The organism is Halomonas zincidurans B6 (assembly GCF_000731955.1).
GTDB classification, from domain to species: domain Bacteria; phylum Pseudomonadota; class Gammaproteobacteria; order Pseudomonadales; family Halomonadaceae; genus Modicisalibacter; species Modicisalibacter zincidurans.
On record NZ_JNCK01000001.1, the window covers coordinates 1455017 to 1476065 of the forward strand.

Annotated in this window: 17 protein-coding genes and 1 pseudogene; 10 read left to right on the forward strand and 8 right to left on the reverse strand. The window is 58.7% G+C overall.

Annotation, left to right across the window (positions count from 1 at the left end):
* Positions 1 to 2 precede the first annotated feature (2 nt).
* The 6 genes from HALZIN_RS0106750 (at position 3) to HALZIN_RS0106775 (ending at position 5594) form a co-directional block, all read left to right on the forward strand.
* The gene (locus tag HALZIN_RS0106750; protein WP_035575205.1) at positions 3 to 1112 is read left to right on the forward strand and encodes a glycosyltransferase family 4 protein; all 1110 of its coding nucleotides are present in this window, start codon (positions 3 to 5) and stop codon (positions 1110 to 1112) included.
* A complete protein-coding gene (locus HALZIN_RS0106755; RefSeq protein ID WP_031383470.1) occupies positions 1109 to 1774 on the forward strand; it encodes a sugar transferase in 666 nt (221 codons plus the stop codon). Before HALZIN_RS0106750 ends, HALZIN_RS0106755 begins: the two co-directional genes overlap by 4 nt.
* Complete coding sequence (locus HALZIN_RS0106760; RefSeq protein ID WP_031383471.1) at positions 1774 to 2610, forward strand: aldolase/citrate lyase family protein; 837 nt, start codon at positions 1774 to 1776, stop codon at positions 2608 to 2610. The genes HALZIN_RS0106755 and HALZIN_RS0106760 overlap by 1 nt, the downstream gene beginning before the upstream one ends.
* Positions 2607 to 3587 (forward strand): D-2-hydroxyacid dehydrogenase, encoded by a 981-nt coding sequence (locus HALZIN_RS0106765; RefSeq protein WP_031383472.1) that lies wholly within the window; start codon positions 2607 to 2609, stop codon positions 3585 to 3587. Before HALZIN_RS0106760 ends, HALZIN_RS0106765 begins: the two co-directional genes overlap by 4 nt.
* A gap of 63 nt (positions 3588 to 3650) precedes the next feature.
* Entirely contained in the window at positions 3651 to 4553 is a 903-nt protein-coding gene (locus HALZIN_RS0106770) for a glycosyltransferase family 2 protein (RefSeq protein ID WP_051907421.1), read from the forward strand.
* A 99-nt stretch (positions 4554 to 4652) separates the two neighbouring features.
* A complete protein-coding gene (locus HALZIN_RS0106775) occupies positions 4653 to 5594 on the forward strand; it encodes a UDP-glucuronic acid decarboxylase family protein (RefSeq protein WP_031383474.1) in 942 nt (313 codons plus the stop codon).
* A gap of 225 nt (positions 5595 to 5819) precedes the next feature.
* On the opposite strand, the pseudogene HALZIN_RS17430 reads toward HALZIN_RS0106775, so the two are convergent.
* A pseudogene (locus tag HALZIN_RS17430) lies at positions 5820 to 6728 on the reverse strand (transposase); the annotation flags it as partial.
* A 595-nt stretch (positions 6729 to 7323) separates the two neighbouring features.
* Here HALZIN_RS17430 and HALZIN_RS17845 point away from each other — a divergent pair.
* Together HALZIN_RS17845 and HALZIN_RS0106785 are read left to right on the forward strand one after the other, a co-directional pair.
* On the forward strand, positions 7324 to 8178 hold the full coding sequence (locus HALZIN_RS17845; protein WP_150113092.1) for a hypothetical protein: 855 nt from the start codon (positions 7324 to 7326) through the stop codon (positions 8176 to 8178).
* Positions 8179 to 8288: 110 nt separating this feature from the next.
* Complete coding sequence (locus HALZIN_RS0106785; RefSeq protein ID WP_084173417.1) at positions 8289 to 9413, forward strand: glycosyltransferase family 2 protein; 1125 nt, start codon at positions 8289 to 8291, stop codon at positions 9411 to 9413.
* A gap of 123 nt (positions 9414 to 9536) precedes the next feature.
* Here the strand turns inward: HALZIN_RS0106785 and HALZIN_RS0106790 are convergent, their stop codons facing one another.
* The 7 genes from HALZIN_RS0106790 to HALZIN_RS0106820 form a co-directional block, all read right to left on the reverse strand.
* Positions 9537 to 10925, reverse strand: a complete 1389-nt coding sequence (locus tag HALZIN_RS0106790) for an IS1380 family transposase (protein ID WP_031383476.1) — start codon at positions 10923 to 10925, stop codon at positions 9537 to 9539.
* 195 nt (positions 10926 to 11120) lie between these two features.
* Positions 11121 to 11669: a dTDP-4-dehydrorhamnose 3,5-epimerase gene (rfbC, locus tag HALZIN_RS0106795; RefSeq protein ID WP_031383477.1), complete on the reverse strand. Its 549-nt coding sequence runs from the start codon at positions 11667 to 11669 to the stop codon at positions 11121 to 11123.
* A 36-nt stretch (positions 11670 to 11705) separates the two neighbouring features.
* Positions 11706 to 13013: an NAD(P)H-dependent oxidoreductase gene (locus HALZIN_RS0106800; RefSeq protein WP_031383478.1), complete on the reverse strand. Its 1308-nt coding sequence runs from the start codon at positions 13011 to 13013 to the stop codon at positions 11706 to 11708.
* 33 nt (positions 13014 to 13046) lie between these two features.
* Entirely contained in the window at positions 13047 to 13823 is a 777-nt protein-coding gene (gene rfbF, locus HALZIN_RS0106805) for a glucose-1-phosphate cytidylyltransferase (protein WP_031383479.1), read from the reverse strand.
* 32 nt (positions 13824 to 13855) lie between these two features.
* Positions 13856 to 14965 carry an NAD-dependent epimerase/dehydratase family protein gene (locus HALZIN_RS0106810; RefSeq protein ID WP_051907424.1) on the reverse strand — a complete coding sequence of 370 codons (1110 nt, stop codon included), beginning with the start codon at positions 14963 to 14965 and terminating at the stop codon, positions 13856 to 13858.
* Positions 14966 to 15019: 54 nt separating this feature from the next.
* Positions 15020 to 16288 carry a Vi polysaccharide biosynthesis UDP-N-acetylglucosamine C-6 dehydrogenase TviB gene (tviB, locus tag HALZIN_RS0106815; RefSeq protein ID WP_031383481.1) on the reverse strand — a complete coding sequence of 423 codons (1269 nt, stop codon included), beginning with the start codon at positions 16286 to 16288 and terminating at the stop codon, positions 15020 to 15022.
* 74 nt (positions 16289 to 16362) lie between these two features.
* Positions 16363 to 18279 (reverse strand): polysaccharide biosynthesis protein, encoded by a 1917-nt coding sequence (locus HALZIN_RS0106820; RefSeq protein WP_236254969.1) that lies wholly within the window; start codon positions 18277 to 18279, stop codon positions 16363 to 16365.
* Positions 18280 to 18932: 653 nt separating this feature from the next.
* On the opposite strand from HALZIN_RS0106820, the gene HALZIN_RS0106825 reads away from it, so the two are divergent.
* Positions 18933 to 20006, forward strand: a complete 1074-nt coding sequence (locus HALZIN_RS0106825; protein ID WP_035575208.1) for an SDR family oxidoreductase — start codon at positions 18933 to 18935, stop codon at positions 20004 to 20006.
* Positions 20007 to 20020: 14 nt separating this feature from the next.
* On the forward strand, positions 20021 to 21040 hold the full coding sequence (gene galE / locus HALZIN_RS0106830) for a UDP-glucose 4-epimerase GalE (RefSeq protein ID WP_031383484.1): 1020 nt from the start codon (positions 20021 to 20023) through the stop codon (positions 21038 to 21040).
* Positions 21041 to 21049: the final 9 nt, after the last annotated feature.

Sequence of the window (21049 nt, forward strand, 5' to 3'; positions counted from 1 at the left end):
CGATGGACATCTTGTTCGTTGCGGGTAATGCGCGCTCCTTGATCGCCAACCGAGGCGACCTGATACGAGACATGCTGAGTAGAGGGCTGACGGTGGCGGCGGCCGTGCCTACCCGCGATTACCTGCCCGAGGTCGAGAAACTGGGCATTGACGTTTACCCGTTCGAAATGGGGCGTACCGGTATCAATCCGCTGAGCGACCTGCGTACGACGTTCTCGCTGGTTCGCCTGATGCGTCGACTTCGCCCCAAGGCCGTCTTCGGCTATACCGTGAAGCCGGTCATTTATGGCTCGGTGGCAGCCAGGATCGCTCGGGTGCCGCGCGTTTATTCGATGGTTACCGGGCTTGGGCATGTCTTCACCACACGTTCGGCAAGGACGCAAGCCATTCGCTCCATACTCACGCGGCTCTATCGGCTGGGGATTCATTGCAGCGATCGCGTGTTCTTCCAGAACCCCGATGACGAGCGCGATTTCTCCGAGCTTGGCATCGTGCGCGACCGCGGAAAGATCGTACGCATCAACGGCTCGGGAGTGGATATCGAACGTTTCGCCCGCCAACCCCTGCCGGAAGGGGCGCCGGTCTTTCTGTTCATCGGTCGACTTCTGACTGAAAAGGGAGTGGCCGAGTTCGTTGAAGCGGCGACCACACTCCAGGTGCGCTACCCCGCGGCGCGCTTCGTCGCCGTGGGGCCTCACGATCCCTCCTTGCCCCATGCGCTAAGGGGCGCCGTGCTCGAGCAGTGGAAGCGGGATGGTGTGGTCGAGTTCATCGGCAATGTCGCGGATGTGCGCCCCTGGCTCGCCCAATGTTCGGTCTTCGTGCTGCCGTCCTATCGCGAGGGGACGCCCCGCTCGGTGCTGGAGGCGATGAGTATTGGCCGAGCCATCGTCACCAGCGATGCCCCGGGTTGTCGCGAGACGGTGGTGGATGGTGTCAACGGCTTTCTCGTTCCTCCACGCGATGCGGCCTCTCTGGCCGAAGTCATGCAACGCTTTCTGGATCGGCCCACATTGGTAAACGACATGGCCGAGGCATCGCGGCGGATGGTCGAGGAGAAGTACGACGTGCGCAAGGTCAACCGCGTCATCATGGAGGCTCTGGGGCTATGAAAGATAAAGCGAAGCGTTCGTTGGATTGCCTCGTCAGCGCGCTCGCGCTGCTGCTGACGGCACCCATCCTGCTGCTGATCGCGCTTTGGGTGCGTATGGACAGCAAGGGGCCGATCCTTTTCACCCAGTCACGCATCGGGCGGGATCGTCGACCCTTTCGGGTATTGAAGTTCCGCACAATGATCGACCGCACGGCCGACGCCATTGACCAGCATGCCGAGCAGGTCATCGCCAGCAAGAGCGACCCTCGCATCACCCGCTCGGGCCGATTCCTGCGTGGCATGAGCCTCGATGAACTCCCCCAACTCTGGAACATCCTGCGCGGCGACATGAGCATCGTCGGGCCCCGGCCAATCGTGCCGGAACAACTGGAGGTCGTCCCCGAGCGATTCATGAGTCGATTCGATGTGCTTCCGGGGCTGACCGGTCTCGCCCAGGTGCGTGGCCGCCGTAGCCTGGGCTGGCTGCAGCAGCTGGAAGCGGATGCCGAGTATGTGCGTCGCTATGGGCTGCTCTACGACATGGGCATTATCGCCAGAACGGTGGTCGTGGTATTCAGCGGAAGCGGTGTCTACGGCGAGGCGGGTCAGAACTGGCGTGCCTACCGTGACGCCCTCCGGGCGGAAAGCAATGAGCAAGATTACAAGGAGCCCGGCCGGTGATGGATGAACTCAAATGGATGCTGATTACTGCGAATCCGTCCGTCGCGCGCTATGCCGAGGTCTGCGGCGTGCACCGCATCTTTGTCGATATGGAGAGCCTGGGCAAGGCGGAGCGCCAGAAGCATCTGTCAGCTCATATGGCTTCGCATACCCTCGAGGATGTTGCCGCCGTTGCCGGTGTGCTGTCCGACGCGGAACTGATGGTTCGGCTCAACCCGCTGCATGCCGGGACGGCGGAGGAAGTCGACGGTGCGATCGAGCATGGCGCCGGGCGCTTGATGCTGCCCATGTTTCGCCGGCCCGAGGAGGTCGAGCGCTTCCTCGGTCTGGTCGGGGGGCGGGTCCCGGTGACGTTACTGGTCGAGACGCCCGAGGCGCTCACTCGGTTATCGACCTATATGGATGGCCTGGGTCCACGGGACGAGGTGCATTTCGGCTTGAACGACCTTTCCCTGGCCATGGGACTGAATTACCTGTTCGAGCCCTTGGCCGCACGCCTGTTGGAGTCGGCGGTGACGTTGCTGCGCGAGCGTGACATTCCCTTCGGCTTCGGCGGTGTCGCGCGCATCGGCCAGGGTGAGCTGCCTGCCGAATGGGTCCTGAGCGAGCACGTTCGCTTGGGGTCGAGCTGGGTGATTCTCTCGCGCGCCTTCCATGGTGGGGCCGACTGTGTCGAGACGCTGGTCAAGAAGCTGGACCTGCGTGATGAACTGCATCGCCTGCGCTTGACCGAAAATACGCTGCGTGCCGGAGACGCACATCTACTGGAATCGAATCGTCAACGCCTGGAAAAACAGGTCTTCGCCATCGCCAGGGGGAGGCGGACCCAGGCATGACTGTGACTTTCGAGATTCGTACATTATTGTTTTTACAGAAGCCGGAAATACTCGAGCAACAAAGGCAGCAGGTCAGCGACAGGCTCAACGCAGCACTTCCAGACCTTCAGATAATGTTCGCCAGCTCTCCCGACGACATCCCGCCCGGCACCTACTTCGACGTGGTGATTACCCCGACACTGCCCAGGTTGCCTCAGTTGCTGAACCGATTGGCAGGATATCGCTGGATCCATTTTCTTTCCGCCGGCGTGGAAAAAATCTGGGGCATGGGGCTCGACAAGCCCGGCCTCTTGCTCAGCAAGAGCAGCGGCGTGAACAGCGTGCCCATGAGTGAATACGCCATCGGCGCCATGCTGCACTTCGCCAAGCAATTCGGCCGTTTCCAGGAGCAGGGGCGGGAGGCCAGATGGGAGCGCATCTGGCTGGACGAGCTGACGGGCAGACGGGTCGCCGTGCTCGGGCTTGGCCATGTCGGCCAGGCCGTTGCCGCGCGGGCGCGGGCCTTCGACATGAGCGTCGTCGGAACGTTACGCCATCCTCGTCCGATGCAAGGCATCACGCGAGTGGTCGCACCGGAACGAACCCGGGAGCTGTTGGCGGATGCGGATTATCTTGTGGTCTGTCTGCCGCTGACCGCAAACACGCGTGGTTTCGTCGACGATGAACTCCTCACTGCCCTCAAGCCCGGTGCGGTGCTGATCGACATGTCTCGCGGCGGTGTAGTGAGTGCCGATGCGGTGCTTCGGGCGTTGGACGAGGGGCCGCTGCGCGGCGCCGCACTCGACGTCTTCGAGATGCAGCCCTTGCCGGCGGAATCCCCGCTCTGGCGACGCAGCGATGTGCTGGTGACGCCGCATGTCTCGGGAACGACGCCGTATTACCTGGATCGCGCTTTGCGCATCTTCCTGAAGAATACCGAATCGCTGAGAAATGAAGGGTATCTCCTCACCCCCGTGGATCTGGCGTCGGGCTACTGAAGCCTGAAAGGCGACGCGGGCTTATCCAAGCCATCTCAGATTGTTAACAGGATGTATATTAGGATGCCCAGATTCTCTGTAGTCGTTCCAACCTACAACCGCTCGAGTTCACTGAAGCGCACCATTGACTCGGTACTGGATCAGTGTTTCGCCGATTTCGAGTTGCTCATCGTCGATGATGGCTCGACGGACGATACCGAACAGACCGTGAAGCAAATAGCGGATGCGCGGATCAGGTATCTTTGGATGCCCAATTCGGGAGGGCCGGCAGCGCCCAGGAATCGAGGAGTAGCAGAAGCCATCGGTGACTGGGTCTGCTTCCTGGATTCCGACGACATCTGGTACCCCACCAAGCTGGAAGAAGTCGACGTTCTGATATCTAGCAACCCTGAACTCGATGCCGTCTATCATGGTCTTGTCTATAACAATGGCGAACTACGTAAATCCCCACCCCGGGCGGTTCGTAAGGTAACGCCTGACTTCTACAAGGAGTTGCTGCTCAATGGGAATCGCTGCCCGACCTCATCGATGTCGATCAGGCGTCGTTTCCTGCTTGAACACGATCTGAAATTCAACGAGTCCCCCAGCTTTCGCATCGTCGAGGATTACGACATGTGGATGAGGCTGGCGCACCATGGCGCTCGGTTTGGAAGTATCGACAAGCGACTCGGCGAGTATGTCGTCGCGGACAGCAACATTTCCAGTGACACCAGCAAGCAGGAAGAGAATATCCTCACGGTGCTCAAGCATCATGTTTTCGAGATTCAACAGTTCGAAGCCAACAAGAGCAAACTCTGGAAGAACGTTCTAGCCGGGCATTATGCGTTCAACGCTGCCAATGACTTCCAGAGCGGCAAGTTGGTCTCGTTCATCAAAAATGCCTCCAAGTCGACTCTGTTATCCCCAAAGTACATCTATTCGCGAATAGAGACTGCCGTGAGAAACAGGGTCGGAAGGTTTCAATGAAAATCATCAGCAGTGTGGTGGCCTGGTGTAAGTACTCATTGGAGGAGCTAGCATCGGGTAAATCGGCGAACTAGATTTTATTAGAAAGAAAGGTGAATAATGAAAAAGCGCATTCTAGTCACAGGAGGGGCGGGCTTTTTGGGTTCGTATCTATGTGAAAAGTTGTTGCAGAATGGCGAGGACGTCATCTGCGTCGATAATTTTTTTACCGGTAGAAAGGAAAACATTGCCCATCTCTTGGGCAACCCTTACTTCGAGCTCCTGCGCCATGATGTCACGTTTTCGCTCTATGTCGAGGTAGACCAGATCTATAATCTGGCGTGCCCAGCCAGTCCGGTACATTACCAGTTCGACCCAGTGCAGACCACCAAGACCAGCGTGCATGGTGCGATCAATATGCTGGGGCTCGCCAAACGCACCAAGGCAAGAATTTTTCAGGCCTCGACCAGCGAGGTCTACGGCGATCCGCAGGTTCACCCTCAACCCGAATCATACTGGGGCAAGGTGAACCCCATCGGGATACGAAGCTGCTACGACGAGGGCAAGCGCTGCGCGGAAACCCTGTTTTTCGATTATCATCGTCAACATGCCGTCGACATCAAGGTCGCACGCATCTTCAATACGTATGGGCCCCGCATGCATCCCAGCGATGGGCGCGTGGTCAGCAATTTCATCGTCCAGGCGCTGCAAGGACGCGACATCACCATCTACGGTGACGGTAGTCAGACCCGCAGTTTCTGCTATGTCGATGACCTGATCGAAGGTATGGTGCGTTTGATGAATACGGAGGAAGGAATTACCGGCCCCATCAATTTAGGGAATTGCGGCGAATTCACCATGTTGGAGCTGGCCGAAAAGGTGATCCGACTCACCAATAGCAGCAGTAAACTGGTATTCAAGCCACTGCCACCGGACGATCCCCGGCAACGCTGTCCGGATATCGCTTTGGCCAAGGAGAAACTGGCTTGGCAGCCTTCCGTATCGCTGGAGGAGGGCTTGAAGAAAACCATCGAATACTTTGAAGGGCTCAGTGATACCTGAATCCGTGATGCCGCCGCAGACACTCTCCCTATCTCCACCAATGAGCGTTTTTTGAGCATTGGGATCGCATATCGATGGATGTGCTGGTCCAATATCATCAAAAATCCCCGTGCCGAACGGTCCAGATAGCCTAATTTCCCCGCTTTTCTCGCTGCCGCGCACGGCCAGCCTGGCGACCGATGATCGCCACGCGCACACCGCTTGTGGATAACCTCCGGCAGGCGATCAGCCTGGCGACCCTCGCGGGTAACGCAGCCGGCTGCGCAGGGCGTTCAACACCGTCATGCGGCCGATGTCCTGGCCGAAGTCGAGAATGATCTGCCGGGCCTTGTGGCTAACCAGAGCGGCACGATGGACGAGTTCCTGCAGCACCGTGCGCAGCCGGCGGCGTTTCGCCGGGTGACGCACTGGACTGAGCTCGCCGGTCATGCCCAGCTGGCCCATCAATCGCAGGATGTTGTAGGCCAGCTGGGCGAGATGCAGGATCAGGTCATTGGTGGCGAACTTGCCCGAGGGCAGGCGTTCCAGGTCAAGATCGGTCTTGATCTCACTGTGGAACTGCTCATGGGTGGCATGCGCCTGATAGCGTTGGACCACCGCCTCGGGCGCCTCGTCCAGGCTGGTCCACCAGCCTTCCAGCTCATACTCGGGTTCGAGCAGAAGTTGGCCATCGCGATCGGCGGTGCGCTCCACCAGGCGCATCACCCGCTTGACCTCGTATCACCAGCCTTCGTTGCCCAGATAGGCGGCAATCGGCGTGTAGCCATCGACCTGCTGGTAGGTCCGCGAGACGCCTTCCTTCTTCGAGTTGCTGTTGTCCATGACGAAGGTATCGATGTCCAGGCAGACATGCGTCGTCTCGGCGGTGATCGGTGCCTCGGCCAGCGACAGCAAGGTGGTGGACCCGGTCGCGGTGCACGCCTGCAGGTCATTGGCGGCGAGCTTCTCCAGGCGTTGGCGCAGCGTGGCGGTACTGGGCACCTTCTGCAGGCTGAGCAGCTGCTTGAACGGCTTGTCCTGGCGAAAGTTCTCGATGGCGTCATAGTCGCTCATGCCCAGGCACAGCAGGCCCAGGTAGCTCTTGACCACGTCGCTGGTGCGCATGCCCAGCGTGGTGGGGAAGTGGCCGTCGAGGCTGTCGACGCCGGCGATCTCAAGGCACTGCCCGATGATCGAGAGACCGGCATGGCTGGTGAGGGTGCGGCGACTGGCGCGGAATTTGACGTTGGGCATGCTATGGTCCGGGTGAACGGCGATAATGGCTATATTGCTATGCAGGTCAGTGGGTTAGAAGGCTTCCAGGGCACCGGTTTCATGGATTCAGGTGATAGCCAAGGCGACCTGGACGGGCTGTTGAATTTCCACCGGCGTTCTGCCTGGCTGTCAAGCTAGGCTTTGTCCGAAAAGTGCCTGCGCTCGACCATGCGGCGTTAAAAATAGGCTCAAAGTACTCATTTACAACCCGTAAACTCCGCCTTTTCGCCCATTTTTGCCTTGCCTGGCCATCGCTCGTCGACTTTTCGGGCGAAGCCTAGGACGTCTGGGGTGGCTCTCAAGGTTTTTTGAAAATAATCTTAGGGCGGGGATTCTATGCTGCCTGGTTAGCACAAATAATCTAGGGGGTGAGGTTTTGCATGTTAAGACATTGACTAGACAGCTATTGCCACTTACTGTCAAGCAGTACATTAGTAATAAGCTGCGTACCGCTGGCTATGAGAAGAGGCAGCAAATGCCTCCTCTGGATCTTCGTGGGCTGCTGGACTCGCCTTTTGAAGCGTTGCGTAGAGCGAATTATCAGCCTGTGCTGGTAGATATACCGCTGGATCGCTGTCGTGGACTAGACCTGATGGCTTTTTCATGTTCAAACGGCTCTAACCATCCATTTATTACTACTCTTTGCGACTATCTTTCTGGCGATGCAAGAAGTTATGGCGAGTCGAAATTAAGAGAATATTATGAGCTTTTTAATCCTAGGAGTAGTGCGCAATATATGGGGTTGCTTGGAGAGTGCGATGGCATGTTCACTGAGTCCCCTTTATATGCTTTGGCACCTTGGCTTGGGGTCTTGTCCAAGTCGCAAAGAAATCATATAATAAAATTTATGCGCAGTGATGGGAAAGAACATGGAGCAACTAAATTTAATAAAAATGACTGCATTTTCTTCGGACCTATTTCGCGTTCCAGAGGCGAACTCGAGTTCAATCGACTTGTCAAGCTAGTTAATTCGATGGCAGAACACGGCTATATCAGAAACGATAATCGAGATGGGGATATCGCTGGGTATCTATTGATTAGAGATCAAGAGTACTCTGTTTTGGTAGGTCGTGGTCAGCACCGTATATGTTCATTAGCCGCAAGCGGAAATACAAGGGCTCCGATACGAATACTTCCTGATAAATTCAATGTTATTGATCGCAAGGAATCTAGGTCATGGCCTGGTGTACAGCATGGCGTGTTTTCCGTGAATCAGGCCGAGAAATTATTTGACCGAGTTTTCGAAGGTCGGCAGCCAGATGCTTATTATAATTGTGGCTTGATTGAGGCTGACAGCAAAGTTGGGTTTCGATCTCTTATGTTTCCATGACCGAAAAGATCAAGCACCTGTTTTCGCTAACTCTATAAAGAAAAATCAAACAACGAGAAGCGCCAAGTAATCATGCTGTCAATTCATGATTTGGCTAAGGGGAACTTGTGATGCACCAAGTCTACGCTGTAATCCTGACTTACAATCGCAAGGAATTGCTGAAGCGCTGCCTGGATGCCATCTATTCACAAACACGACCCTGCGATGGTGTCATCGTTGTCGATAATGCCAGTCACGATGGCACCCAGCAGCAATTGCTGGAAGCCAATTACCCCAGTCTCAAGGTTTATGTGCTGTCGCGTAATATTGGCGCTTCAGGTGGGTTCAATGCCGGCTTTCGTCTTGCGTATCGAAATGAGGCCGATTTTGTGTGGATGATGGACGATGACGTCATCCCGAAACCTAATGCATTGCAGAACTTGCTGGAAGCTGACGCACGGTTAAGTCGAATGGACATTGATCGGGCTTTCCTGATCTCCACGGCTTACACGGAAGAGGGTCTGGTTACCGATTCGCCGGCTCTGAATCTTCAACGCAACGAGATCGGTTGCCCAGGTTGGCCGGGTATGGTCGAGCATGGCATGGTGCCTGTTCGGCATACCACTTTCGTTTCGATACTCGTGCCTCGTTCGGCGATAACGGAGCACGGCCTACCCATTGCCTCGATGTTCATCTGGGGCGAGGATACGGAGTATACGCTGAGAATTACGCAGGACAAGCCAGGCTTTCTTGTTGGTTCGAGCAAAGTGCTTCATTTGCGCGAAAAAAATGGGCCAATCAATATTCTCTCCGAGAATAACCCAGCCCGTATGAAATATTATCGCTACTTCATACGCAATCGTATATTTATCTGCCGGAAGTATTTCGGAACGTATCGTTTGGTGCTGCATATTAGCAAGGTTTTTTTTATTGTGGCGAAGCTGGTGCGCAAAGGGCTCTTTCACAGAGCTGGTATCGTGCTCGGGGGGGTCATGGAGAGTATCTTCTTCTTTCCGGCTACTGAGCCCGTCGAGGCTCCCATCGAGACACTGGGAGCCTCGATCCGATTGCTGGAAAAGCCTCACTACGTCGCCAAAAAAGCTATTGCCTCAGAAGCCGCCTCCGATACTTTGGCAAGTGGAACTCTCACCAACCCGCCTAATTCATCACGCCCTTCGCCGAGCGGCATTTCGAGGCTTCCCGACGGGGCTGACGGAGCGACCGCCGGATCCCGCCTTCGAGTGGCGCGGCATTGATAGCTTTAAGTTCTCATTTCTGCCTATTTTATTGCCATCAGTTATTGATGGCTGTCGATTAGCCACGGGCGATGCTCGGCGAGACGCCGATCTCGGTGGCTGTCCGTGCTGTCTTGTGGAGGGCTACGACAAAGTGCCCAATCGCGGTAGCGCCTTCAGCGCCGAGGGCCACCATCGATCCGCGGCGGCGCCCAACTGCAGCGTGATCTGCCGGGCGTGCACCGTGATCGTCGCCGCGACCTTGAGCAGTTGCTCTCGCAGCCGTATCAGGCTCCAGCCTTGCTGCGTCTGACCCTCGATCAGGCAGCGCAGCCCATGCAAGACCTGGTAGGCGCAGAGACTCAGCAACAGGTTGACCTGGTTGCGTGCCATCACGTCCTGCACCGTGGAGGCGCCGCGATCCGTCGACGAGAGGTGAACGTTGAGGGCCGACTTCAGCTCCCCCATGTGGGCCTCGGCCTTGCCACGCTTGCGGTACAGCGCTAACACCGTCTCCGGTGGATAATCGAGCTTGTTGAGGTTGGTGACCAGGAAGAAGGCGTGGAACAGCAGGTCGTCGGGATTCTCCTGAACCACCAGCACCACGCGGCGCGGTGACGCCCAACTCTCCGCCTGGTATTCCAGGTCATGGCACCATTCGCGGGGTGTCTCGGGCGGTCTGCCAGGCGGCCGGGTGAGGTAAGGCTCTGCCTTGGCCTGCAATACCGAGTTGCTCTTCAGCCGCCCCAGATAGGCGATGTCCCGGGCGTCCATGGCGCGCAGCGTCTCGCCATCGGTGAAGCCGGCATCCAGGCGCACCCGGATCTGCGCCACGTCCAGGTTCAGGCCTTCCGACATACGCTGGACCAGATGCGGAATCCAGGTATCGGCATCCTCGGCCGGTCCGACATTGCCTTCGCGCAACAGGCCGCCCAGCATGTCGCCGGTCTCGGCGATGGAGGCGATCAGCGGCGAGTAGATGCGGGCACCGGCGTAGCCGTTGAAGGCGGAGCCGCCCTGGTGACCAAAGACCTCGACCGGCAGGCCGTCGATATCCAGGGTCAAGTGCTTGGCGCGTTGACCGCCGTGAAGCGAGCGCAGCCGCCAGATAGCCAGGCGCAGCAAGCCCTCGTGGAGCGTATCGATGTTGTCATCCATGCCCAGACAGCCGAGCAGGCGCGACAGGGTCGCTTGGGAAGGACGTGCCTGGCCGAGAGGGGTTAGCCCGCGGGCATCGCTACCTGCCAGGTGCCAGAGCGGGTCCTTCTGGAGCGTGCCGGTATCGCTCAGGTCATACCAGCCCATGGCGCGCTGGAGCACCACGGTGCGGATCTGACTGGCCAGCGAATGACGGACCCGCAACGGATCACGCGGGTCGACGAGGTGGTCTTCCATGGCCTCGATGACACCGCTGCGATCGAGGGCCTCACGGAGCAACAAGGTGCCGGCATCACTGGTGGTCGCGTCGCCGCTGAGCTGGACGTTGACGGAGCCGTTGCAGGAGGGCGACCAGGTCGTTAGGGTTTCACCCATGGCGGTTGGTCCTCTGGAATCAGGTTCTTGGTCGAATTTTCTGATTTATCAAGAGGATACCATCCGCCATCTTCTTTTCCAGGCCTATCCGGTGAATATCCCGGGACCAAGCTTCTCTGAACTTGGAAAATTTCGATGATGATACCCTGAGAGAGTGTTTCACCCGTAGTGTCGTCGTGTGGCGCTGGAACGCCTTCAATAAAGCGCTGTCGTATGTTCGGCAATCAATGGCCAGTTCGCATCCTTGCCGGAGAGGACGGTGACGGGTAAGGGCCACGCGATGCCCAGGCGCTCGTCACTGTATCTCAGGCCCCGTTCGGCCTGGGGATGGTAGGATGCACTGACCAGGTAGCTGACCTCCACTTCGTTGTTCAGCGTCTGGAAGGCATGGGCGAAGCCGGGTGGCACATACAGCTGGTGGCGATTGGCGCAGGTGAGTTCGAACACCTGGTGCTGCAGATAGGTGGACGAGGCTTCTCGCAGGTCGACGATGACGTCGACGATCGCTCCGCGCAGGCAGCGCACCAGCTTGGCTTCGGCGTAGGGTTGCAGTTGGTAATGCAGGCCCCGAAGGGTGCCTCGCTGGGCGGAGAACGAGGTGTTCTGCTGCACGAATTCGCCGATCAGACCGTGCCTGGCGAATTCATCCCGGCACATGGTTCTGGCGAAGAAGCCGCGTTCGTCGCCGTGCGGCTCGAGTTCGATCAGCCAGGCATCATTCAGGCTCGTTGGGTGAAAGATCATCCTCTCTCCGAAAAATATCGTTCGATGTCTGCGGTTTCACGCGAACATCCCTTCCTGCTCGGCATATAGCCGATCGACCAGACGTCCGTCCGGCATGCTTACGTCGTCGAACGTGAGCGGGACGTCCTTTTCCACCGGTCGAGTCATCCGGCAGCCGAGGGCCAATCCGATCGGCAGCAGGTTTTCCCGGCGCACGGCATCCATGTTCTCGGCGACGCCGTAGACCTCGAAGCCGCCAAGGTCATCGATCGTCTCGCCGGCGGATAACGCCTTCTTGGCCATGGCGACCACGCCGACCCGTGGCCCCCCTTGCGGGGTGAGTACGGGGTCGTCGAACAGCACGGCGCGAGCGACGGACGTGGGTACCTCGAAATGGCAGAGATGGTAAGGGGTATAGAAGCAGTAATAGGGCCCCTTGCCCATCTTGTAGAGCTCCAGGTAGTGCCGCTGCCGGGGATGCTCGAGAACGCCGAGGACGAAGACGCCGGGGCCGGGGCGCGCACCCACGACGTAGTCGACCAGTCCTGGCCCCGTCGGGTCCAGGTAGGGTTCGAAGGCGGGTATCGTCTGCTCGATGGGGATCAGTGGGGTGCCGGGGTCGCCGCCGGAAAAATCGGGACCGAGCATGCCGCGACGGGCCACCTGCATTCCGGTGGCGTTGGCGACGATGGCCTGTTCGAAGGAAATCTTCGTGCCATCCGCGAAGGATGCCACCATGGCGGGCTTCTGTCCCCAGCGCTTGGCGAAGGCCTCCTGGGTGGCCGGGGTGCGGTAGGGATCGTGCAACCCTTTGATGTTGCCGCAGAGTACCGGTTTTAGGCCCAGACCGGACGTGAATCGCTGAAGGTTCATCTGCACGCCGGGCTGGTCGCCATCGGAAAAGGTGTAGATGACACCCGCCGCATCGGCTTTTGCCTTGAGGATAGGACCGATGGTGCCATCGAGCTCGGCATTCATCTGGATGACGTGCTTGCCGCCCTCCAGGGCGGCCAGAACGGCATGCGCGGCGAACTCGATCGAGCCGGTCACCTCGACGATCGCATCCAGCCCCTCGGCGTGGGCGAGGGCGATGGCGTCCTGGGTGACGGCCGGTCGGCCGGCGGCGATCGCGGCCTCCAGCTCGCCTTGCGTAGCGCAGCCGATCGGCTCTAGCCCTGCCTGGGCATAGACGTCGGCCGCAGCCTCGACGTTGCGATTGGCGATGGCGCAAAGGCGCATACCCGGGGTTGCAGTGACGATCTGCAGAGCGATTCCACTCGCCTGGAAACCGGCGCCGATCATGCCCACGCGGATCGGATTGCCCTCGGCCTGACGCTTGGCGAGGGCGGTATCGACGATGATCAATTCAGACGTCTCCAATGGGAAAAGCGAGCGGTTTCAATCCTTCCAGAGCTTCCAGGGAGCGCCTTCCGTCCAGGCCGCTTCCAGAACCATCCTGTCGCGCAGCGAATCCATGCTTTGCCAGTAGCCGTTGTGATGGAAGTATCCCAGCTTGTCGAGCTCGACCATTCGCTCCATGGGCTCGTTCTCCCACGTGGTCTGGCTGCCGTCGATCAGCTCGAAGACCTCCGGCTCGCAGACGAAGAACCCCCCGTTGATCAAACCGCCATCCGTCACGCTTTTCTCGCGGAAGCCTGCGACGTGAGTCGATTTTTCCTTCAGGCGCAGCGCACCGTAACGCCCGGGTTGGGTGACGGCGGTGAGCGTGCACCAGCAATTCGACGCGCGATGGACCTCGACCAACGCCGCGATGTCCACGTCGCTCACCCCGTCGCCATACGTCAGGCAGAAGGGCGCGTCCTTCAATAGAGGCATGGCCTTCTTGAGCCTGCCGCCGGTCATGGTATCGCTGCCGGTATCGAGGACGGTGACCTTCCAATCCTCGCCCACGCTCTGCAGCCACTCGATGTTGCCGGTCTTCAGGTCGATGGTGTAATCGGTCTGGTGGCCGCGATAGTTGAGAAAGTAGTCACGAATGTAGTCGACCTTGTAGCCGCCCAGGACGACGAAGTCGTTGAAGCCATGGTGAGCGTAGATCTTCATGATGTGCCAGAGGATCGGCCGACCGCCGACCTCCACCATCGGCTTGGGGCGAATCGCCGTTTCCTCGCTCAATCGCGTCCCGAAACCACCCGCAAAGATTACCACCTTCATGATCGTTCCCCTTGCACTTGGAATAGACGGCACTAGGAATGGACGACACCAGGAATGGGCGAGAGGACGAGGTCCCTGTCGTATCGATGATCCGCCTGAGGGTTACGCCAGTGAAGATCTCCCGTCAGGCGGCCCTCGTCGATATGCCTCTGCAGGACATGGAGACGCATGAGTGGCGATGCCCGGAACCGGGTATCGGTGAAGTTCATACGCTTGAGTCCATCGATCAGGCCGTCGATCGATTGGGAGAGTGTCATCTGCGGTTGGTGCTGGGGTGCCAACCTGGCGAACAGGTCGAAATCCACCCGGTAGGAGCGACTATCCACGGGCGCGTCGGTATTGATCTCCACGGTCGTTCCCGGCACGGCGTCGGCAACGGCGAAGGCAAGGTCGCGTACCTGGTGGTTGCGTTCGTTCGATCCCGTATTGACGCTCAATACGCGTCCGCCATTCTTGGCCTGGCGTTGTATCGCCCAGTCGATGGCCCTGGCCATGTCGGTCACGTCGATCAAGGGCCGCCATGGCGTTCCATCGCTGAGTACGCTGATCTCTCCTTGGCTGAGCGCGCCGGCGACGAAATCGTTGAGCACCAGATCCAGACGCAGGCGATCAGACATCCCGCAGGCCGTCGCGAAGCGCAGGCTGGTGATGACCATGTCCCCTTCGAGGGTCGCGAGCGCTTCTTCGGTGTGCACCTTGGACTTGGCGTAATCCGTGATGGGCGCCACCACATCGGTTTCGCAGCGAGGCGCTCCCAGGGCGACACCGTAGATGCTGCAACTGGAGGCAAAGACGAAATGGCGCACGCCCGCCTGCGCCGCGGCCCGGGCGATAAAAACGCTGGCGTGATGGTTGATCTCTGCCGTGGCCGTGGCGAAGCGACTGCCCATCGGGTCATTGGAAATGGCGGCCAGTTGGATCACTGCGGTATAGCCTTCGAGCCTTTCGGCCGAAATGGAGCGGCTGTCGCCGAAGAACTGTCGCTCGAGATAGCGTTCGGGGAGCGTATGCGCCCCGGTCAGGCAGTGCGCGAAATACGCGGTGTCGTAGCCATGCAGGATGGCCGAAGGGTGACATGCGGCCAGTTCCCGAACGACCGCGGGGCCGACGTAGCCCATGTTTCCGATAATTAGAATTTTCATGGTTCTTGGTGCTTTTATTGAAATAAGAACTGCAACTTGGCGTATTCGTGCGCTTCACAGCCTCAGGTCGGCCCCGCCCCGGGGCAGGGCGTACTTCAGGTCGTAGAGCACGTGCGACGGCTTGCCCCAGGCGCGTAGACGCTGCACGCCCAGATCGCAGAACTCGCGGTGGGCCACGGCCAGAATCACGGCATCGTAGGCGCCGTCCTGTGGCTGATCCACCGGGCGGATGCCGTACTCATGCACTGCGTCGTCCTTGTTGGCGCGCGGATCGTAGACGTCCACCGCGACATTGTAGTCGGCCAGCTCCTTGAGAATGTCCACCACTCGTGTGTTGCGCAGGTCCGGGCAGTTCTCCTTGAAGGTCAGCCCCAGCACCAGCACTCGCGCTCCTTGTACATGGATGCGTTGCTTGACCATCTGCTTGACGAGCTGACTGGCGACATAAGCCCCCATGCCGTCGTTGATGCGCCGCCCCGATAGGATGACTTCGGGGTGATAACCGACCTGCTGAGCCTTGTGCGTCAGATAGTAGGGGTCGACACCGATGCAGTGGCCGCCGACCAGGCCGGGGCGGAAGGGCAAGAAGTTCCACTTGGTGCCGGCGGCCTGCAGCACTTCTTCGGTATCGATACCCAGGCGATTGAAAATCACCGCCAGCTCGTTGATCAGCGCGATGTTCACGTCGCGTTGGGTGTTCTCGATCACCTTGGCGGCTTCCGCCACGCGGATAGAACTGGCCCTGAAGGTGCCGGCCTCGATCACCAGGGAATAGAGTTCGTCGACGAACGCCGCCACCTGGGGGGTCGAGCCCGAAGTCACCTTCTTGATGGAGGTGACACGATGCGCCTTGTCGCCCGGGTTGATACGCTCGGGACTATATCCGGCGAAGAAATCGACGTTGTAGGTCAGGCCGGAGATCCGCTCGATCACCGGGATGCAGTCCTCCTCGGTGGCGCCGGGATAGACCGTCGATTCATAGATCACGACATCGCCCTTGGTGATGACCTTGCCCAACGTCTCGCTGGCCTTGAGGAGTGGCGTAAGATCGGGGCAATGGCGGTCGTCAATCGGGGTCGGCACGGTGACGATGTATACGTTGCACTCGCGTAGCCGGTCGAGATCGCTGGAGAAGCTTAGTTGCGATGCCTGAGAGAGCAGTTCCGGCTCGACCTCCAATGTCATGTCGATTCCCGCGTTCAGCTGATCGATGCGCTGGGTCTTGATATCGAAGCCCCGGGTGGGGAGCTTCTTGCCGAACTCTACCGCCAGGGGCAGACCCACATAGCCAAGGCCGATGATTCCCAGGCGTACCTCTTTCATACCGAATTTCATTTCCATTGGTTTCGAATCCAGGCAACGTTTCACGGTCGGGGTTGGCATGGGCGTACCCCGGCTCACCATTTCACCGATGAGGCGGCCGGTCGTACGAACCCGACCGATTCATCTTTGGTTTCCGGTTCTGGCTCTGCCCGGGGCTCTGGCAACGGAATCACCTGGTTGAGCGCAAAGGGGGCGAACTCGTGTTCCAGCCACACCAGGTCCACTATCGGACCTTCGGGGTGGTAGGCGGCGGGCGCTTCCAGCAGCAGATTGCGGATGAGGTCATGTCGGCCGCTCGAAATGGCGGCATGCAGGCGCTGCAGATAGTCCTCGAGCTTGGCCCATTCCCAGTAAGTTTCCCGCGCGCTCATGATGCGTGGATGGTCGGTGTCGGTGACGTCGTCATCGATCAGCAACTCTTCATAGAGCTTTTCGCCAGGGCGTAGCCCGGTGTAGACGATCTCGATATCGCCCTCTGGAGTCTCCGCGTTCTGCACCTCGAGGCCGGACAGGCGCACCATATGGGCGGCCAGCTCGCTGATCTTCACCGGCTCGCCCATGTCGAGGACGAAGACCTCGCCACCACGCCCCATGGCACCGGCCTGGATCACCAGTTGGGCGGCTTCGGGAATGGTCATGAAATAGCGGGTAATGTCGGGATGGGTCACGGTAATCGGCCCACCCTCCTTGATCTGGCGACGGAACAGCGGCACCACGGAGCCGGACGAGCCAAGCACGTTGCCGAAGCGGACCATGCAGAAGCGCGTGGCATCCTGGCGGTCGGCAAGCGCCTGGCATGTCAGTTCGGCTAGACGTTTGGTAGTGCCCATGACATTGGTGGGGCGTACCGCCTTGTCGGAAGACACCAGGACGAAGGTTTCCACTCCGCAATCGATTGCCGCCTGCGCGGTTTCCAGGGTGCCGAAGACATTGTTGCGGATGCCTTCCAGCGTGTTGTGCTCGACCATGGGCACGTGCTTGTAGGCTGCGGCATGGTAGATGGTCTGTACGCCAAAGGTGCCTAGAACAACATCGAGACGCTGGCGCTGCTGTACCGAACCGAGCAGTGCCTTGATTGACACTGATATCCCTGCGGCCTGGGCAAGACGCAGCAATTCACTCTCTATGTGATACAGCGAGTATTCGCAGACTTCGAACAGAAGCAGCTGACGCGGCCGCTGCTGCAGAACCTGACGGCAGAGCTCGGAGCCGATCGACCCGCCCGCGCCGGTCACGAGCACGACTTTGTCGCGTATGTTGGCGTCCAGCAGCGTCTGGTTCGGCGGCACCGGATCGCGTCCCAGCAGATCCTCCACCGTGACATCGCGGATCTCGTTGATGCGCGCGCGCCCGGCAATGACGTCATCCATGGCGGGAACGGTCTGGACCGGTACTGCCAAGGGTTCCAGCCGCTTGAGGATTTCCCGGCGGCGCGTGCGGGGCGCGCTGGGAATGGCCAGCAGAACGCGTTTGACGCCGTAATCCCTGATCAGCCGGGGCAACTCGACGGGTGAGTAGACCCGGAGCCCCTCAACATAGGTGGCGTGCATGCCGCGCCAGTCGTCAATGAAGCCTACCGGCGCATATTCGCAACCATGGCGCAAGGAGGCGACCAATTGGGAGCCGGCGGCGCCGGCGCCATAAATCACGATGCGGGTCTTGTGTCGCATCAAGCTGCGAAGGTACAGGCTACGCATAAAGACACGAACGCCGCCTATGGCCAGCAGGGCGAGCATGGCATAGATGACGGGCAGCGAGACGGGAGTTGGAAGACCCAGCAAATAACCGGAAATGCCCAGCGCCACTGCGGAGCTCACCACGCCGACGAGAATCGCCTGCATGGCCTTCTGACTCATGTAGCGAATCACTGCACGATAAAAACCCAGGCGCGCGAAAATGCCCAGGCTCACCGGCACTGTTATCAGCAGCACCAGCCAAGTGCGTAACTCATAAGCGAGTGACCAGCTATCCAGGCGCAACAATAGTGCCATGAAAAAGCTTGTTATAAGCAAGCTGGTGTCCACCAATAGCTGTATCAGGCGTTTATAGCTTCGCGGCAGGCGAAATATACGGTGAAATAGAAGCATCTTGGCATTCCCTTTAGACAGAAGATGGCGCCTGGCGATTATGTGGAAAAAAGTGAGTGCGCATCACTTTTGAGGTGGATTACATAAGCTCCAGTTGTTCCGCGCCTCGAATTCTTGGCGGAGAAAGACGTCTATTTACCGATGCTCTAATGCCTGGCATTACCTTTTTCCTTTTTATGAATAACTTTTTCTAATTTTTCGTGTAAGCGGTTTTGTTAATACCCTAACCCTCTAGCTGTGGTTTTTACCCATGGCCTTGCATAATACACTCAGGGCCTGCTACTTGCCTCGCTCGCTGTTTTCGAAATAAAAGTGGGCTGGCGGGCAGTTTTTTTCTATCATGTTTTTGGCGTGGCGTCCTTGTTCAAGAGTAAAAGGTAAAGTCGTAATTCCCAAGCTGAAATTTCTCAATCACAGGCGTCGGTGTTGTATTAGGTGTTTAATATAACGCTAGTGAGTTGCTGGTTGATTTGTCTAGAAGTTTTCGGCTGCTGGGGGTGAGGGGTGTAGTTATTTGGAATGATATGAGACGACATACAATCAATGGATCAGTGACTATGACTAATTACGAACGACTCCAGAAAGACTTGGTGCAGAATCCACGTACCTGGCTAATCAGCGGCGTGGCGGGCTTCATTGGTTCCAATCTTCTGGAGACGCTACTCAGACTCGACCAGACCGTCGTAGGCTTGGATAACTTCGCCACCGGCCATCGGCGTAACCTCGACGAGGTCCGTGATCTAGTCAGCGCCGAGCAATGGGCTCGCTTCAAGCTGCACGCAGGGGACATACGCGAACCGGACGATTGCCAACGGGTGATGGCAGGCGTCGATCATGTGCTGCACCAGGCAGCGCTCGGCTCGGTGCCTCGTTCGCTGAAGGACCCACTGACCACCAATGCCGTCAATATAGACGGCTTTCTCAACATGCTGATGGCGGCAAGCGACGCGAAGGTGAAGAGCTTCGTCTATGCCGCGTCGAGCTCCAGCTATGGTGACCATCCTGGTCTGCCCAAGGTGGAAGGGGTGATCGGCAGGCCGCTTTCACCCTACGCGGTGACCAAGTATGTCAACGAGCTGTACGCAGAGGTGTTCGCGCGCTGCTATGGCTGCAAGACCGTTGGCCTGCGTTACTTCAATGTCTTCGGGCCGAGACAGGACCCCGATGGCGCGTACGCGGCCGTCATTCCCAAGTGGACCGCGTCCATGCTCACCGGGGAGACGGTCTACATCAATGGCGACGGTGAAACCAGTCGTGATTTTTGCTTCGTCGACAACGCCGTTCAGGCCAATCTACTGGCTGCACTCTGCGACGATGACATTCGTGGCGAAGTGTTCAATGTTGCAGTCAATGCGCGGACCACGCTCAACGATCTGTTTGTGCATCTGCGCAACGCGCTGTCCGAGCATGGCATTCACTATGAGCGGCCACCAGTCTGCCGTGATTTTCGTCCCGGTGATGTGCGCCACTCCCAGGCGGATATCAGCAAGGCATCCGAGATGCTCGGCTACGCGCCGAGCCACGTCATTGCCGAAGGAATCCACGAGGCGATGCCCTGGTATGTCGCGTTCTTTCGCAAGGCACCCCTGAGCACTAATAGCCGCCAGGTTTCCAGTGACTGGCTTCAATAGCAGGGAGTTGGACAATGAAGATTCTGGTGACTGGTGGTGCCGGCTATATTGGTTCCCATGCCGTACTGGCCCTGCTCGAAGCAGGGCATCGAGTGGTAGTGGTCGATAGTCTGGTCAATTCCTCACGGGAGGCGCTTAGACGCGTGGAGCGTCTGAGCGGCTGCAAGCTTGTCTTTGTGCAGGGGGATATCCGCGACCGCGCGCTGCTGGGCGATCTGTTTGCGACGCACGGCATCGAGGCCGTGATGCACTTTGCTGGCCTGAAAGCAGTGGGAGAGAGTGTCTCCAAGCCACTGGACTACTATGCGAGCAATGTCAGCGGGAGTATCACGCTGTGTCAGGCGATGGCGACGGCCGGCGTGTTTCGGCTGGCCTTCAGTTCCTCGGCGACGGTCTACGGTGAGCCGCATGACACTCCAATACGTGAGGATTTTCCCACCGGCATGCCGGCCAATCCGTATGGCCGTTCCAAATTGATGGTCGAAGAGGTTCTCGAGGATGTCGCGCATAGCGATGCGCGCTGGTCGATCGCCGTGCTGCGCTACTTCAACCCCGCCGGGGCCCACGAGAGTGGCGAGATCGGTGAGGACCCGCGAGACATCCCCAACAACCTTTTGCCCTATATCGCGCAGGTGGCCATTGGCAGACGTGAAAGGCTCACCGTCTTCGGCGACGATTATGCAACGCCGGACGGTACCGGCGTGCGCGATTATATCCATGTCGTCGATCTGGCCGAGGGGCACCTCAAGGCGCTGGATCTATTGCAGCGCCAGAGCGGCATTCATGTCTGGAACTTGGGCACGGGCCGAGGCTATTCCGTGCTCGAGATGATCAAGGCCTTCGAACAGGCCAGTGAGCGGTCGGTCGCTTATGCCATCGGACCGCGCCGCGATGGCGACATTGCCGCTTGCTGGGCCGACCCGGGAAAGGCGCGGAAAGAGCTCGGCTGGCATGCGCAGCGCGGGCTGGACGCGATGATGGCCGATACATGGCGTTGGCAGTCACGCCATCCGGACGGCTATCGTGACGCCTGATTCGGCCCT

Bases quoted from the DNA above. Each gene is read 5' to 3' on its own strand.
- HALZIN_RS0106790 (WP_031383476.1), bottom strand. From the start codon at position 10,925: ATGGGTGAAACCCTAACGACCTGGTCGCCCTCCTGCAACGGCTCCGTC.
- tviB (WP_031383481.1), bottom strand. From the start codon at position 16,288: ATGAAAGAGGTACGCCTGGGAATCATCGGCCTTGGCTATGTGGGTCTG.
- galE (WP_031383484.1), top strand. From the start codon at position 20,021: ATGAAGATTCTGGTGACTGGTGGTGCCGGCTATATTGGTTCCCATGCC.
- HALZIN_RS0106775 (WP_031383474.1), top strand. From the start codon at position 4,653: ATGAAAAAGCGCATTCTAGTCACAGGAGGGGCGGGCTTTTTGGGTTCG.
- rfbC (WP_031383477.1), bottom strand. From the start codon at position 11,669: ATGATCTTTCACCCAACGAGCCTGAATGATGCCTGGCTGATCGAACTC.
- rfbF (WP_031383479.1), bottom strand. From the start codon at position 13,823: ATGAAGGTGGTAATCTTTGCGGGTGGTTTCGGGACGCGATTGAGCGAG.
- HALZIN_RS0106765 (WP_031383472.1), top strand. From the start codon at position 2,607: ATGACTGTGACTTTCGAGATTCGTACATTATTGTTTTTACAGAAGCCG.
- HALZIN_RS0106785 (WP_084173417.1), top strand. From the start codon at position 8,289: ATGCACCAAGTCTACGCTGTAATCCTGACTTACAATCGCAAGGAATTG.
- HALZIN_RS0106810 (WP_051907424.1), bottom strand. From the start codon at position 14,965: ATGAAAATTCTAATTATCGGAAACATGGGCTACGTCGGCCCCGCGGTC.
- HALZIN_RS17845 (WP_150113092.1), top strand. From the start codon at position 7,324: ATGCCTCCTCTGGATCTTCGTGGGCTGCTGGACTCGCCTTTTGAAGCG.
- HALZIN_RS0106760 (WP_031383471.1), top strand. From the start codon at position 1,774: ATGGATGAACTCAAATGGATGCTGATTACTGCGAATCCGTCCGTCGCG.
- HALZIN_RS0106770 (WP_051907421.1), top strand. From the start codon at position 3,651: ATGCCCAGATTCTCTGTAGTCGTTCCAACCTACAACCGCTCGAGTTCA.
- HALZIN_RS0106825 (WP_035575208.1), top strand. From the start codon at position 18,933: ATGACTAATTACGAACGACTCCAGAAAGACTTGGTGCAGAATCCACGT.
- HALZIN_RS0106755 (WP_031383470.1), top strand. From the start codon at position 1,109: ATGAAAGATAAAGCGAAGCGTTCGTTGGATTGCCTCGTCAGCGCGCTC.
- HALZIN_RS0106820 (WP_236254969.1), bottom strand. From the start codon at position 18,279: ATGGCACTATTGTTGCGCCTGGATAGCTGGTCACTCGCTTATGAGTTA.
- HALZIN_RS0106750 (WP_035575205.1), top strand. From the start codon at position 3: ATGGACATCTTGTTCGTTGCGGGTAATGCGCGCTCCTTGATCGCCAAC.